Here is a 14,399-nt window from a genome sequence, read left to right on the forward strand (position 1 = left end):
GCCCGGTCCCATTCCGAACCCGGAAGCTAAGGCCACCTGCGCCGATGGTACTGCACTCGACAGGGTGTGGGAGAGTAGGACACCGCCGGAACATCATTCGCGAAACCCCCTGACTTCGGTCAGGGGGTTTCGTCGTTTCACGACCATTATTGGGTCGCTGATCGAGCGGCATGCTGCGAAGATCCTTGAATGAGTGGGGATCTCGAAGAGCTGATCATTCGCCGCACGTTCCGTCTGCCCGCGGTCGAGGGACCTGCGGGAAATGGGGCGCGGGCGACGAGGCAATTCGATGCGGTCCTGATGTCGTTGGGGTTCAAGCTTTCCGGTGAGTTGTTCGCGCGACTCTCGGGGCTGGCGGCCGGTACCGTCATCGATACCGCGGTGCGGGTGCTGCCCATCGTGCGCCGGATGGTCGGTGCGCATGTTGAGCACAATGTCTACTTCCGGGATTTCCCGAAGAACGTCCCCGGCACGCTCGAGTTCTGGACCGATTGCCTGCGCGGGATTCTCGATGTCGGCGACGTGCTCATCCGCCCGGTGAATCTGCTGGCGCTGCCGGCGTACGGGTCGTATCAGCATGAGTACGCGGAGATGGTGGCCGCGCACGATGAGCTGATCGCGAGCGCCGGGGACCGGATGACCGTGCTGCACGCGGGAGCCGCTCCGGCCGAGGAGGTTTCGGCGCTCTATCTGTCCATGGCGGGCAGTGTGACGCCGTTGAGTGAAGAGGATGTCGCGGTACTGCGCGAGCTCGCACTGCACTGTGCGACGGGCCCGCAGCCGACGGTCATTCCGGTGCGTGAGCATCGCGCGGTCCTCAATGAGGTGCGTCTGGCCGCCGGTGCGGAATTGCTGGTGGACACGGTGACCGATGTGCTGCGGCTGGCCTGCCTGCTGTCCGAGGGTGATGTGTCGCTGCGCGAGCCCACCCGATTCCGGAGTTTCCGCCGACCCGTGCGGCGAGCGCTGCTGGGGGCGCTGGACGCGGTGGTCGATGAGAATCCGGCCAAGCTCGGTGATGTGGGCGTGTACCGCGAACCGTGGAAGCGCCTCGGCGAGCGACTGCATCCGCACGAGTATGCGCGGTATGGCTCCGCGGCAAAGGTTTTCGCGGTGGCGCGGGGTGAGTTGCGAGCGCCTTCGTTCGCCTCCCGAGTCGAGCGGCTGTTGGCTGCCGGTGATGTGGCGGGTGCCGCGTCGGTACTGCGGTCGGCTCCCGGCATGCTGTTCCGTTCCGTGGATCATCTGCTGCGCACTGCGTTCGGTGATGCCGAGCGGGAGGCGGTTTTGCTGGCGCTGGAGTCGTCCATCGAGTCGGTGTCGGGTCGAGTGCTGTTGTCCGTGCGTGAGCATCTGAACAATCGGGGTTCCGGGGCGCGGCGACTGTTCGCGAATCGATCGGGTCGCGGCCTGTCGATTCCCGATACGCGGTATCCGATCGACGCGGAACTGCTGGATCTGGTCGGGCAGTTGATCGATGCCGAGATCACCCGGCGGCTGCCGGTGGGGCTGCGCCTGGTGGTGGATCCGGACATCCTCGAGGTCGCGCTGCCGTTGAGCGGCAAGGGGATCGGTGGCGGCTTCGGTGTGTTGCCGCGCGGTTCCATCGCGCCGGTGACGGGTGAGCTGCTGCGCTTCTTCGTGTATTGGAAGGAGCGGGCGGAGCGGACCGATTTCGACCTGTCCGCGGTCATGCTGGACAACACGTTCAAGGCCTGCGGCTGGCTGTCGTACACCAATCTCACGACGGTGGGCGGGGTGCATTCCGGCGATATCACCGCCGCGCCGGACGGTGCGTCGGAGTTCATCGATCTCCGGCTCGACGGTGTGCCCGCGCAGATGGTGCTGCCGCAGGTGAATGTGTACTCCGGTGAGGGCTTCGACGAGGTGCTGGAGTCCTTCTTCGGCTATATGTCGCGCGATGCCTATCAGCGTGGTCAGCCGTTCGAGCCGAAGACGGTGCGCGCGAAGTCGGAGTTGCGCGGCGCGGGCCGAATCGCGTTGCCGCTGGTGTTCTTTCGCACCGGATACGGCACCGGATGGCGGGCGAAGTGGCTGCATCTGCATCTGTCCGGCGCACCGGATTTCAATCGGGTGGAGTCCAACCACGTGACCGCGTCGGCGCTGGCGCGCGCGGTGGTCGAGCGGGAGTACCTGCATGTCGGGTATCTGCTCGGCCTCATGTCGGCCGGTTCCGAGTCGGCGCTGTGGGACGGTGGCCCCATTGCCGAGCCGGTGACCTTCATCGGACTGACCCGGCCCGAAGGGTTGCCCGCCGGTTCACGGGTCATCACGCCGGAAAATCTCGGTGACTTGATCCCCGCCTGACTGCTACGGTTGCACGCGGTGAGGCCATGGAGGTGCTTCCTTCTAACTTCTTACAGATTCCAGTGTCTCCGCTTTCCTCACCGCTCAACGTTTTTCGCACCGCACGGGTGCGAGCCAGGAAGGGAGCCGGATATGCGTGTCACGCGCACCGTCGCTGCCCGCCCTCGCTTCGAGGTGATCCTGGTGTCCTCGCCGGCTCGGTGCCGGCTGCGCGGCCGGTACTGAGTTACCCGGGCGACCCCAGATGTAGTTCTCGTCGTCACGGGAATCGCGCTGCTCTGTTCACAGAACCAGCACGAAGGACCAAAGACCGTGCGTACCAATGTTTTCCGACAATCTCTCGATCGTGTCCGCAATCTCGGCATTCTCGCGCACGTGGATGCGGGCAAGACGACCGTCACCGAGCGGATGCTCTTCCTCACCGGCATGACGCATAAGACCGGTGAGGTGCACGACGGCACCACCGTCACCGATTTCGATCCGCAGGAGCGCGAGCGCGGCATCACCATTTTCGCCGCGGCCGTGGCGTGTGAATGGAATGACCACCGGTTCACGGTGATCGATACGCCCGGGCACGTGGACTTCTCGGATGAGGTCGAGCGGTCGCTGCGCGTACTCGACGGTGCGGTAGCGGTTTTCGACGCCGTCGCTGGTGTCGAACCGCAGAGCGAATCCGTATGGCGGCGGGCGGACCGGTACGGCGTACCGCGAATCGCGTTCGTGAACAAGATGGATCGGGTCGGGGCCGATTTCACCGCGGCCGTCGATTCGATTCGGGATCGCCTGCATCCGCTGGCGCTGCCGGTGCAATTGCCGATCGGCGCCGAGGACGGATTCACCGGTGTGGTGGATCTGGTGCGCATGCGGGCGCTGACCTGGCCCGCGCGCACCGTGGTCGCCGGGCCGATTCCGGACGAACTGGCCGAGGCCGCGCGCAAGGCCCGGTTCGCGCTGGAAGAGGCAGTGGCCGAACAGCATTCGTATGCGCTGGAGGAGTTCTACGCGCATTCCGGGCTGTCGGACGCCACCCTGCTGCGGGCGCTGCGCGAGCTCACCCTGACCGGTGCGGTCGTCGCGGTGCTGTGCGGTGCGGCGTACCGGGATATCGGAGTGGAACCGCTGCTGGACGCCGTCGTCGACTTTCTGCCCTCCCCGCTGGATCGGCCTCCGGTGCGCGGGGACGGTTTCGAGTTGGCGGCGGATCCGGCGGAACCGCTTGCGGCACTGGTGTTCAAGGTGCAGGCGACGGGTACCGGGCGGCTCACGTTCGTGCGCGTGTACGCGGGCACATTGCGCAAGGGCATGCAGGTGCGGGATGCCGGTACCGGGCGGATCGAGCGGATCGGCCGCATTCTGCTGGTGCAGGCCGATCGGCACGAGGAACTGGCGGAAGCGGTGGCCGGGCAGATCGTCGCGGTGATCGGGCCGAAGCAGGCGCGGGCCGGGGCGACGCTGTGCGCACCGGACGCCACCGTGCTGCTGGAGCCGCCGACGATCACCGAGCCGGTGGTGTCGGTGGCGGTGGAGGCGCACACCAATGCCGAAACCGAAAGACTGGCAACGGCTTTGGCGCGCATGGCCGAGGAGGATCCCTCCCTGGTGGTGCGCACCGATCCGGAGTCGGGCCAGACCCTGCTGTCCGGTGTCGGCGAACTGCATCTCGAGGTGGCGGTGGAGAAGATCCGCCGCGATCGCGGTATCGAGGTGGCAGTCGGTCGTCCGCAGGTGGCCTATCGGGAGACCGTGCTGCGCGGGGTGTCCGGGTTCCGCTACCGGTATGCCAAGCAGAACGGCGGTCAGGGCCAGTTCGCGGATCTGGTGATCGATGTGGAACCCATTCACGTCGATGCCGAGAAGGTCGATTCCGCAGGCGGTTTCGAGTTCCGATCGACGGTGGTCGGCGGTCGCGTGCCCGCGGAGTACGTGCGGGCCGTGGAGGCGGGGTGCCGTGATGCGCTGTCCGACGGTCCGCTGGGTGGGCATCAGGTGCTCGGTGTGCGGGTCACCCTCACCGACGGCTCGACACATCCGGTCGACTCCTCGGAGCGTTCCTTCCGTCTCGGCGGCCGGGCCGCCCTGCGAGAGGCCTTGCGCGCCAGTGACATGGCACTGCTGGAGCCGCTCGTGGAGCTGACGGTCACCGCGCCGGAGGAATCGGTCGGTGCGGTGCTGGGTGATATCGCGGCCCGGCGCGGCCGAGTCCTGGACTCGGTCACGCGGGGTTCGACCGTGGTGGTGACGGCGACCGCGCCACTGGCCGAGGTGTTCGGTTATGCGACTCGATTGCGCAGCCGCACCCAGGGCCGGGGCACGTTCACCAGCCGCCCGCTCGGCTACGACCGGGCACCGGCTCGGTAGTTGATGGGTGGCCGGTCCGCAGCAGCGGACCGGCCACTCCTTTTGTCTCGGGTATTCGCGCTGAAGGATTGATTGTTGTCGCGACTACGGTTACTGTTGTCGCAACAACAGATAACGCCTCGAGGGGGCAGCCATGATGTACTCGTTCACCGAAGAAACCGTGATCACGGGCGATATCGACCGGATCTGGGCGGTCGCGACCGATGTCGCGCGCTGGTCGGAGTGGGATCCGCACGAGGAGAAATCGCGCATCGACGGCCCCTTCGCGGCCGGGACCACGGGGTGGGTGAAGCCCAAGGGCGCGCCCGCCGGGCCGTTCACCATCACCGATGTGCGCGCCGGAAGTTCGTGGACCAGCCAGGCGGGTATTCCGTTCGGAAAGCTGCGCGGTCACCGCTCCTACGAGGCGCTCGGTGACGGCACGGTGCGGGTGGCCGAGCGGGTGGAGGTGCACGGGCCGTTCGGGCCGCTGTTCAGACTGGTGTGGGAGAAGGGGATGCGTGCGGATATGCCGCGCACATTCGAGGCCCTGGAGAAGGAGGCGCTGCGGCGTGAGTGAGGCTGATGCGGGCGGATCTCGCGGGGTACCCCGGGGTCCGCTGATGAGTCCGGGTTTCTGGCTGCATCACGCGGCCCTGGAGTGGCGGGCGACGCTGGAGCGGAATCTGCGGCCGCTCGGGCTGACGCCGACGCAGTTCAATCTGCTGGCGTCGGCGGGCTGGCTGGGCCGCGAGGGGGAATTGCCGACCCAGCAGCAGGTCGCCGATATGTCCGGCGCGGATCGCATGATGGGGTCCAAGGTGATTCGCGTACTGGAGGAGCGCGGCCTGCTGATCCGCCGCACCGATCCGGCCGACGCGCGCGTGCTGCGCATCGAAATCACGCCGGAGGGCAGGGAATTGGCGCGCAAGGGCGTGCAGACGGCCGTCGACACCGATCAGCAGATCTTCGGTGATTCCGGCGAAGGACTCCGCGATCAGCTGCGACCCATTGCCGCACACCGGATTCCGGACTGACCTACTTCACCAGGATGGCCCGGGTGTAGAGCAGGGAGAAGCCGCGGCGCTGGGCGTTCTGCTGCGATTTGGATCCGGGCTGGGTGGTGATGACGGCGATATCGCAGCCCGCCGCGGCGGCCTCGGTGAGCCGAGCGGACAGCAGCGCGGATTGGATGCCGTGCCTGCGATGCGCGGGAAGTGTTGCCGCACCGGTCAATTGGGCCACCCCCTGGGACATGCGCATGCTCGCGCCGCCCGCGATGGCTTCCTCGTGCACCGCCACGTAGCGTTGCACTCCGGCGGCTGCGGTCAGATCGCGCATGGCGTCGGCGATGATCTCGCGCGGGAACTCCTCGTGCGAGGCGACGCCCTGGGTATCCGGATGGGCGAAACCGTCGGCGATGATATCGAGCCAGATATCGAATTCCCCTGTGCCGCTGGCCCTTACCTCGACGCCCGCGGGGGTTACCGGTTCCGGCGCATCGGTCAGGTCGATGCCGAGCACGTTCTCGAAGGAGATGAGCCGGTAGCCGCGCCCGGTGAGCAGTTCGGCGATACCCGGATCGCCCAGGTGCGCCAGTTCGACCTGTACGGGGGTGTCGCGGACGGCGAATTGCTTTTCCACCGCATCGAATTCGTCCGCGTCCGGCACGCCCGCGAAGCCGAGACCGGCGACCTTATTGAGCGGTGAGCCCATATCGGCGAAGGAGGCGACCCCGCCGCCGATCGGGATGACGAAGCCCGCTTCACCGCCGAGCCGGGCGTTGGCCGCCGCGCTGCCCGTGGCGATCAATCCCGTCTCGACCCGCTCGATGCGCGCGCCGAGTTCGACGGAGCAGAACAGGGGTCCGTGTTCGCTTGCCATGGCGTCGAGCCTAGTTCGGCGGGCAACCGGTTTTCCGGACCTTTCGAGGACGCGGTGCCCGCCCGGCCCGGCTGGGTTCGGGGCCTTGCCGACCTGGCCGTATGGTCGGGTGGTGGCTTTTGATCACGGGGCCGACGGCCCGAACGGACTTGTTGTCGGGTTCGACCTGGATATGACGCTGATCGATTCCCGGCCCGGTATCGCCGCGGTATGGGATGCGGTGGCCGCCGAGACCGGGGTGCCGATCGATTCCGAGCTGGTGGTGTCGCGATTGGGTCCGCCGCTGGCGGTGGAGGCCGCCGAATGGTTCCCCGAGGCGCGGGTGCCGGATGTGGTGGCGCTGTACCGCAAGCTTTATCCGGGATTGGCGATCGCGCCGAGCGATGACCTGCCGGGTGTGCGGGATTCGCTGGCCGCCGTGCACGCCGTGGGCGGCAAGGTGCTGGTGATCACCGCCAAGAACGGCCCGCACGCGCAATTGCATCTCGATCATCTCGGGCTCGAGGTGGACGACCTCGTCGGCGGGGCGTGGGCGGAGGAGAAGGGCGCGGTGCTGCGCGAGCACGGCGCGTCCATCTATGTCGGTGATCATCTGGGTGATGTGCGCGCGGCCAAGGTCGCGGACGCGTTCTCGGTGGCGGTCACCACGGGACCGTATGCGGCCGAGGAGCTGTCGGCGGAGGGCGCGGATGTGGTGCTGTCCGATCTCACCGAGTTCCCGGCGTGGTTGCGGTCTCATCTAATCCGCTGAATCCCAACAACTCTGGGCTATTCATCCTACTTTTGCCGTCACGCTGATTCGAACGGTGTTCGCGCCGCGCGCGGATCGATACGTTTGCGCTCCCATACTCCGGCTGGGGAGTCGGTGGAGTGCAGAGGAATCAGATGAGCAAGCAGTGGTCCGGGTCGCGCCGGCTTCGGGTTTTGGCTGGGGTCGCGTCCGCGGCCATGGTGGCGGCGCTGGTGTCGGCCTGTGGCGGTTCGTCATCCGACAGCGGCGGGGACACCGTGTATTTCGGTGTCTCGGGACCGAAGACGGGCGCTTCGGCGGAGTACGGGCGGCTGTGGCAGCAGGGTTTCGATCTGGCGCTGGAGCAGGTCAACGCGGCGGGCGGCATCAACGGTAAGAAGGTCGCGCTGAAGTGGGAGGATTCGCAGTCCGACCCGAAGCAGACGGTGCCGATCGCCACCAAGTTCGTCGGCGACAATTCCATCATCGCGGAATTGGGCGACTTCTCCTCGCCCGCGTCGATCGCGGCGTCGCCGGTGTACAACCGCGGCAAGCTGGTGCAGTACGGCTTCACCAATTCCTCGGTGGATTTCACCAAGGGCGGCGACTATTCGTGGAGCCCGTCCATCACCCTGGATGTGTTCCAGGAGCGCAATGCGCAGTGGGTGCAGGCCAAGGCCAAGAAGGTTTCCGTGGTCTACCTCGAGACCGATTGGGGTAAGCAGGCTTTCCAGTTCTTCCAGCAGTCCGCGAAGGATAAGGGCATCGAGATCGCCTACTCCTCATCGATTCTGCCGGATTCGCAGGACTTCCGTCCCGTGCTGATCAAGGGCCGCGATGCCAATCCGGACGCGTTCGTGCACCTGGGTTACGGCCCGGACGGTGCGCTGATCGTCAAGCAGCTGCGTGATGTCGGGTACAAGGGGCAGTTCTTCGGCGGCCAGAACACCCCGCAGTTCATTCAGCTGGCCGGGACCGCGGCCGAGGGCGATATCGTGAACGGCATTTTCGCGCCGACCGATACCAGCCTGAAGGTGCAGGACTTCGTCACCAAGTTCAAGGCCAAGTTCAATACTGATCCGGGCGACTTCAACGTGTACGCCTACGACGCCATCAATGTGCTGGTGAAGGCCGCCAAGCACGGCGGGGCCACTCGCGAGGGCATTCTGAAGGGCCTGCGCGAGGTCAAGGATTTCGACGGTATCGGGCTGGGTAATTCGTTCGCGTTCGATCAGCAGACGCGTCGGCCCAGCGGTGTGAAGCCGATCGAATTGCTGTTGAAGAACGGCGCTTTCGTGCCGACCGGTAACAAGTAGATGTTCGACACGCTCATCGCGGGTCTGGTGCACGGCAATGCGTACGCGCTCATTGCCGTGGGCATCACCCTGATCTTCGGGGTCAGCAATGTCATCAATTTCGCGCACGGTGCGATCTTCGCGTTCGGTTCGGTGCTGGGCTGGTGGCTGATCGCCCAGCACGGGCTGCCGCTGTGGCTGGCGCTGATCGTGGTGGTCGGGGTGACCGCGCTGGTCGGCGTCGGCATCGATGTGCTGGCGGTGCGGCCGCTGCGCCGCGCCCCGGCCATCGCGGCCCTGCTGGCCACCGTTGCGGTCGGGTTGATCATCGAGAACGTGGTGGCGCTGGTGTTCGGCCCGGAGACCCGGCCGTTCCCACAGGTGCTGTCCACCAATAACTTTCAGCTCGGCGGGGTGCGGTTCGGCACCTCGGACGTGGTGATGTTCGGCATCACCGTCACGGTGATGGCCGGGCTGTGGGCCTTCCTGCGGTTCGGGCGGTACGGGCTGGCGATTCGCGCCACTGCGCAGGATCCGGACGCGGCCGCGCAAATGGGCATCAGCGTGGGGCGGATTCAATCGCTGGCCTTCGCCATCGCGTCCGGACTGGGCGGGCTGGCGGGCATCTTCGTCGGGCTCTACAACTCGAATATCTCCCCGACCAGCGGCGGCGTCGTGGGCATGACGGGTTTCGTCGCCGCGACCATCGGCGGGCTCGGCTCGATTCCCGGTGCGGTGCTCGGCGGTTTCGTGCTCGGGCTGGTGGAGGCGTTCGGCATCTACACCTTCGGGGACGGCTACCGGGATCTGATCACCTTCGGACTGCTGGTGGTGTTCCTGGTGCTGCGGCCGGGTGGCTTGCTGGCGCGGCCGCCCGCCATCGAATCCGAACCGCTGACCGGGACCTTCCTGGGTTCGGGGCGGCAGTGGCGGATTCGATGGTGGCATGCGCTGATCGCGTTCGCCGTTGCGGGACTAGTCATTCCGGCGCTGTCGAATGACTACGGGATCTCGGTGGGTACGCAGATTCTGGCGTACGCCATCATCGCGGTGTCCATGACGCTGGTCGCCGGATCGGCGGGACAGCTGGCCATCGGGCAGGCCGGGCCGATCGCCATCGGCGCGTATACCTCGGCGGTGCTGACCGTTTCGCACGGCTGGGCGTTCCTGCCCGCCATTATTGTCGCGGGAATCGTTGCGGCCGTGGTGTCTTCGGTGCTGGCCGCACCGCTGTGGCGGCTCGGTGGACACTATGTCGCCATCGCGACCCTGGGCATCGGGATCGTGACGGTGGCGCTGATTCGCAATTGGGAATCGGTGACGCGCGGCAGCTACGGCATCTTCGGAATCCCGTCGCCGGAGCTCTTCGGAGTCGAATTCACCACGCACACCGAGATTTTCCGGTTGGAGCTGGTGGTGCTGGCGATCACCCTCGCGGTGATCCTGGGTGTGCAGCGGTCCCGGCTGGGCACCGCCATTCGGGCCATCGGCGCGGATGAGGTCGCGGCGCGCTCGGCCGGTGTCCCAGTGCGGGATTACAAGGCGCTCGCCTTCGCGCTGGCCGCGTTCTTCTCCGGGATCGGCGGTGCGCTACTGGCGCACCAGTATTCGTACATCGATCCGACCGTGTTCAACCTGCCGATGTCACTGCTGGTGGTGACGATTCTCGTACTAGGAGGCACCGCCTCGCCCTACGGCGCGGTGCTCGGCGCGGCCGTGCTGATCGGTGTGCCGGAGGCGCTGCGGCTCGCGCCCGAACTGCGCATCGTGCTCTACGGCCTGGTGCTGCTACTGGTCGTGCGGTTCCGGCCGCAGGGCATTCTGGTGAGGAGGGAACGTGTCCGAGTCACAGCCTGAACCGGTACTCGCGGTGCGCGGGCTACGGCGTTCGTTCGGGGGTTTGAAAGCTGTGGATGGAATCGAATTCACCATCGCGCCCGGCGAATTCGTCTCGATCATCGGGCCCAACGGGTCCGGGAAATCGACAACGGTGAACCTGATCTCCGGGGTTTTGAAGCCGGATAGCGGGGATATTCTGGTGCGGGGCACGCGAATTCGCCAGGGACGGCCGGAAGCCGCCGCGGCGGCGGGTATCGCGCGCACCTTCCAGAACGGGCGGGTGTTCGGCAATATGACCGTCCGCGAGAACGTGGATGTCGGCTTGCAGACCACCCTGCGGGCCTCGCGCCCGCTGCGCGCCCTCGCCGCAATTCCCCTGCTGCGCTGGATATCCCTGCTCGCCGAGGTCTTCGTCGCGCTGATCCCGACCCCGGCCGCCCGCGCCGAACGCAAGGCCACCGCCGAACGGATCGACGCGCAGATCGCCCGCTTCCAGGAGCGGCTCGGCCCGCGCGCCGACGATCCCGCCTACACCCTGTCCTACGCCAACCGCCGCCGCACCGAGATCGCCCGCGCCCTGGCACTGGAACCCGATCTGCTGCTGCTCGACGAGCCCGCCGCGGGCATGAACCAGACCGAGACCGCCGAAATCGGCAGGCAACTCGCCGAATTGAAGGCGCACGGTCACACCGTGCTGCTGGTCGAACACAAAATGGACCTCGTCCACGACCTGTCCGACCGCGTACTGGTACTCGACGAGGGCCGCGTGATCGCGGAGGGCACCCCGGCCGAAGTGCTCGCGAACCCCCGGGTGATCGAGGCATATCTCGGCCGCAGCCGGGCCGGGAAAGACGCGCCGATCGATCCGGTCGAGGACGTGGATGTGGTCCGGGATGTGCCAGGAGCAGACGTGTCGCCCGATGTCCCGGCGAGCGACACATCGCCAACCGAGGGAAAGGTGACCGCCGATGTCGGATAGCGCTACAGCCGATGTCCTCGAACGCGGCCGGGGGCTTGCCGAACCCACCGCGGTAATCGGGGAGGAGTTCGATGAGACTGTCGTGCCGATTCTCGAATTCGACCGGGTTGTGGTGCATTACGGCGCATCCCGGGCTTTGAACGAAGTGTCGCTGCGGGTTCGGCCGGGGGAGATCGTTTCGCTGCTGGGCGGCAACGCTTCCGGGAAGTCGACCACGATGAAGACCGCTCTCGGGCTGTTGAAGCCCAGTTCCGGCACGGTGCGCATAGACGGTGTGGACGTGAGCACCACGCCACCGTCGGCGCGTATCAAGGCCGGGCTGGCGTCGGTTCCGGAGGCGCGGCGCGTCTTCCCCGCCATGACGGTCGAGGAGAACCTCTTCGTGGGCGGCTATATCCGCAAGGAGCGTCGTTCGGTGCTGGCGGCGCGGGCCGCTGAGATGTTCGAGCATTTTCCGCGTCTGGCCGAGCGGCGCACGCAGCGCGCGGGCACCCTGTCCGGCGGTGAACAGCAGATGCTGGCCTTCGCCCGCGCGCTCATGAGCAAGCCGCGGCTCATCTGCATGGATGAGCCGACCATGGGCCTGTCACCGAAGTTCGTGGACCGGGTGCTCGATGAAATCGCCCGGCTGAACCGGGAATTGGGCCTGGCGATCCTGATCGTGGAACAGCAGGCCGAACTCGCGCTCAGCATCGCGCACACCGCGAATGTGCTGCGCACCGGGGAGATCGTGCTGCACGGCCCGGCCGAGGAACTCATCGACAACCCGGCGGTCCGTGATGCCTACCTGGGTAAGGCGACGGCGTGATCGATAGGGAGGAGACGGCATGACCCCACAGCGGTTGGGGCTGTTCACCAGGCTGGTGCGTTCGGAGGCCACCGAGGACGCGGCCACCGTCTACCGGCACGCGCTCGAGCAGTTCGAGCTGGCCGAGCGGCTCGGGTACGACGCGGCGTGGGTGGCGCAGCATCACCTGGATCCGGATGAGGGCGGGTTGCCGTCACCGTTCGTATTCCTGGCGCATGCGGCCGCGCGGTATCCGAAGCTGCGGCTCGGGACCGCGATTGTGACGCTCGCGCTGGAGGATCCGATCCGGGTGGCCGAGGACGCCGCCGTACTGGATGTGCTCAGTGGCGGTCGGCTCGAAATTGGTTTCGGCGCGGGCGGTTCCAGGCACGCCTTCGAACTGTTCGATCTCGCCGGGGCCGATCGGCAGCAGGTGTACGCCGAGAAGCTCGCGGTGCTGACGGCCGCGCTGTCGGGTGCCGCGCTGGTCGGGGATCGCGGTCTGAATCCACCGGCGGGGACGCTGCGGAATCGGGTGTGGCAGGCCACCTTCTCCGCCGCGGGCGCGCACCGGGCCGGACTCGCGGGCGACGGCCTGCTGCTGTCCAAGGCGCAGCCGCGGGACGCGGAGACCGCCGGTGCCACCCTCTGGGAGATCCAGGAGCCGCTGGTGGCGGCGTACCTGGCCGCACTGCCGGATGGGGTCGAGCCGCGAATCGGCGCTTCCCGAGGCATTTTCGTCGCCGACGATCACGACACCGCGTGGAAGTTCGCCGAACGCGGCGCGACACGCTTCCTGGAGCAATTGCGCCGCAACGGCGGTCCGGACGTGGGCGGCAGTGTCGAAGAGGTGCTGCGCGATTCCTTCATCGGCACCCCCGGCGAGGTGGTCGCGAAACTCGCCGCCGACACCGCGCTGCGGCAGTCCACCGATTTCATCGTGCAGGTGCATCCGGTCGATCCCGGCCACGAGGCGACCCTGCGCTCCATCGAACTCATTGCCACCGAGGTTGCGCCGCAACTGGGTCGGCGGGAAGGAACGGAACAGTGAGCGAAACAGCCACCGGCACGGGCATACCCGTGGCCGAGGACACGCGGCCGGGTGGGAGCGGCACTGCCGCAGGTGGACTCACGGCCGAACGCGAACTCACGGCCGAGGTGGCGGATGTGATCGCCGCGGTGCTCGGTCCCCGCGCCGCGGCCGTTCGGGACCTCCGGAACGAGCGACCGGCTGTCGTGGAGCACACCCAGGGCGTGTACGAGGCGTTGCTGAACGGTCCGGCGGCGGAGTCGGTGGGGCGGTCGCGATTGATAGCGACGGCCGTGGCGGTGGCCGAGCTGGCGGGTGCGCCGGAATTGGCCGCGCACTACGCGGGTCTGGGAACCGTTCCGGCGGAGGGTGATCCGGTGCTGGCGGCGATTCTGCGGCATGCCGCGCTGGTGAGCACCGCGCCCGCCACCGCGACGCGCGCCGATATCGAGGCGCTGGCGGCGGTCGGCCTTTCCGAGAACGACATCGTCACCGTGGCTCAGCTCATCGGCTACGTGCATTTCCAGGTCCGGCTGCTGGCCGGGCTCACGCTGATCGGAGCGGAACATGAGTGAGAACGCGGCCGTGCGCGAGGTGCGCAGTGTCGAACCTGCCCGTCGCCCTGCGGGTTTCACGCAGGAGCAGCTGGATTGGGTGCCGTGGGTGGAGCCGATAAAACTCGCCGACGCGGACGCGGAACAGGCTCCGCTGCTGGCGGGAGATCGCGGTGTCGGACCATATTTTCGAGTATTGGCGCGTAATGCCGACGTGCTCGCGCATCGCAGCGGAAATGACAGGGAGATCTTCTACGGCCGGGATGGATTGGGCAGGGCCGAAAGGGAACTCGCCGCCACGGTGACCTCGCGCCACAATGGTTGCGAGTATTGCGCTTCGGTGCATTCGCGCTTCACCTCGGCGCTGTCCAAACGGGAATCCGACGTCCAGCGGCTGCTGGACGAGGGCAATGGCGTGCGGATCGACGAAAGGTGGGACGCCGTCGTCGATTTCGTGGACGCGCTGGCCGCGAACCCGCCGCGGGCGCGGCCGGCGCATATCGAGCGACTTCGTGAGCTGGGTTTCGCCGAGGCCGAGATCCACGATCTGGTGCTCTCGACCGCTTCCTTCTCCTGGGCCAATCGGCTTATGCTCACCCTCGGTGAGCCGGAGGTTCCCGCTGGTAGAGGGTGATC

Annotated in this window: 13 protein-coding genes and 1 rRNA gene; 13 read left to right on the top strand and 1 reads right to left on the bottom strand. The window is 67.0% G+C overall.

Annotation, left to right across the window (positions count from 1 at the left end):
- The 5 genes from rrf to ACFC4D_RS23295 form a co-directional block, all read left to right on the top strand.
- Window positions 1-91, top strand: a 5S ribosomal RNA gene (gene rrf, locus ACFC4D_RS23275); the annotation flags it as partial.
- Window positions 92-189: 98 nt separating this feature from the next.
- On the top strand, window positions 190-2,328 hold the full coding sequence (locus ACFC4D_RS23280; protein ID WP_375963979.1) for a hypothetical protein: 2,139 nt from the start codon (window positions 190-192) through the stop codon (window positions 2,326-2,328).
- Window positions 2,329-2,640: 312 nt separating this feature from the next.
- Window positions 2,641-4,686 carry an elongation factor G gene (gene fusA, locus ACFC4D_RS23285; protein WP_376066544.1) on the top strand — a complete coding sequence of 682 codons (2,046 nt, stop codon included), beginning with the start codon at window positions 2,641-2,643 and terminating at the stop codon, window positions 4,684-4,686.
- A 133-nt stretch (window positions 4,687-4,819) separates the two neighbouring features.
- Window positions 4,820-5,245: an SRPBCC family protein gene (locus ACFC4D_RS23290; protein WP_376066546.1), complete on the top strand. Its 426-nt coding sequence runs from the start codon at window positions 4,820-4,822 to the stop codon at window positions 5,243-5,245.
- Window positions 5,238-5,702 carry a MarR family winged helix-turn-helix transcriptional regulator gene (locus ACFC4D_RS23295; RefSeq protein WP_376066547.1) on the top strand — a complete coding sequence of 155 codons (465 nt, stop codon included), beginning with the start codon at window positions 5,238-5,240 and terminating at the stop codon, window positions 5,700-5,702. The genes ACFC4D_RS23290 and ACFC4D_RS23295 overlap by 8 nt, the downstream gene beginning before the upstream one ends.
- A 1-nt stretch (window position 5,703) precedes the next feature.
- Here ACFC4D_RS23295 and ACFC4D_RS23300 read toward each other — a convergent pair whose 3' ends face one another.
- Window positions 5,704-6,528, bottom strand: a complete 825-nt coding sequence (locus ACFC4D_RS23300; RefSeq protein ID WP_376066952.1) for a GNAT family N-acetyltransferase — start codon at window positions 6,526-6,528, stop codon at window positions 5,704-5,706.
- A gap of 133 nt (window positions 6,529-6,661) precedes the next feature.
- On the opposite strand from ACFC4D_RS23300, the gene ACFC4D_RS23305 reads away from it, so the two are divergent.
- The 8 genes from ACFC4D_RS23305 (at window position 6,662) to ACFC4D_RS23340 (ending at window position 14,397) form a co-directional block, all read left to right on the top strand.
- A complete protein-coding gene (locus ACFC4D_RS23305) occupies window positions 6,662-7,300 on the top strand; it encodes an HAD family hydrolase (protein WP_376066549.1) in 639 nt (212 codons plus the stop codon).
- Between the two features lie 134 nt (window positions 7,301-7,434).
- The gene (locus ACFC4D_RS23310) at window positions 7,435-8,595 is read left to right on the top strand and encodes an ABC transporter substrate-binding protein (protein WP_376066552.1); all 1,161 of its coding nucleotides are present in this window, start codon (window positions 7,435-7,437) and stop codon (window positions 8,593-8,595) included.
- On the top strand, window positions 8,596-10,431 hold the full coding sequence (locus ACFC4D_RS23315) for an ABC transporter permease (RefSeq protein WP_376066553.1): 1,836 nt from the start codon (window positions 8,596-8,598) through the stop codon (window positions 10,429-10,431).
- Window positions 10,412-11,392 (top strand): ABC transporter ATP-binding protein, encoded by a 981-nt coding sequence (locus ACFC4D_RS23320; RefSeq protein WP_376066554.1) that lies wholly within the window; start codon window positions 10,412-10,414, stop codon window positions 11,390-11,392. Before ACFC4D_RS23315 ends, ACFC4D_RS23320 begins: the two co-directional genes overlap by 20 nt.
- Window positions 11,382-12,200, top strand: a complete 819-nt coding sequence (locus tag ACFC4D_RS23325; protein WP_376066555.1) for an ABC transporter ATP-binding protein — start codon at window positions 11,382-11,384, stop codon at window positions 12,198-12,200. The genes ACFC4D_RS23320 and ACFC4D_RS23325 overlap by 11 nt, the downstream gene beginning before the upstream one ends.
- Window positions 12,201-12,219: 19 nt before the next feature.
- On the top strand, window positions 12,220-13,230 hold the full coding sequence (locus ACFC4D_RS23330) for a putative FMN-dependent luciferase-like monooxygenase (RefSeq protein ID WP_376066556.1): 1,011 nt from the start codon (window positions 12,220-12,222) through the stop codon (window positions 13,228-13,230).
- Window positions 13,227-13,784, top strand: coding sequence for a hypothetical protein (locus tag ACFC4D_RS23335; RefSeq protein WP_376066558.1), 558 nt, complete (start codon window positions 13,227-13,229; stop codon window positions 13,782-13,784). Before ACFC4D_RS23330 ends, ACFC4D_RS23335 begins: the two co-directional genes overlap by 4 nt.
- A complete protein-coding gene (locus ACFC4D_RS23340; RefSeq protein WP_375964004.1) occupies window positions 13,777-14,397 on the top strand; it encodes a peroxidase-related enzyme in 621 nt (206 codons plus the stop codon). Before ACFC4D_RS23335 ends, ACFC4D_RS23340 begins: the two co-directional genes overlap by 8 nt.
- Window positions 14,398-14,399: the final 2 nt, after the last annotated feature.

Origin of the sequence: Nocardia sp. NPDC056000 (assembly GCF_042269265.1) — a bacterium.
Classification (GTDB): Bacteria; Actinomycetota; Actinomycetes; order Mycobacteriales; family Mycobacteriaceae; genus Nocardia.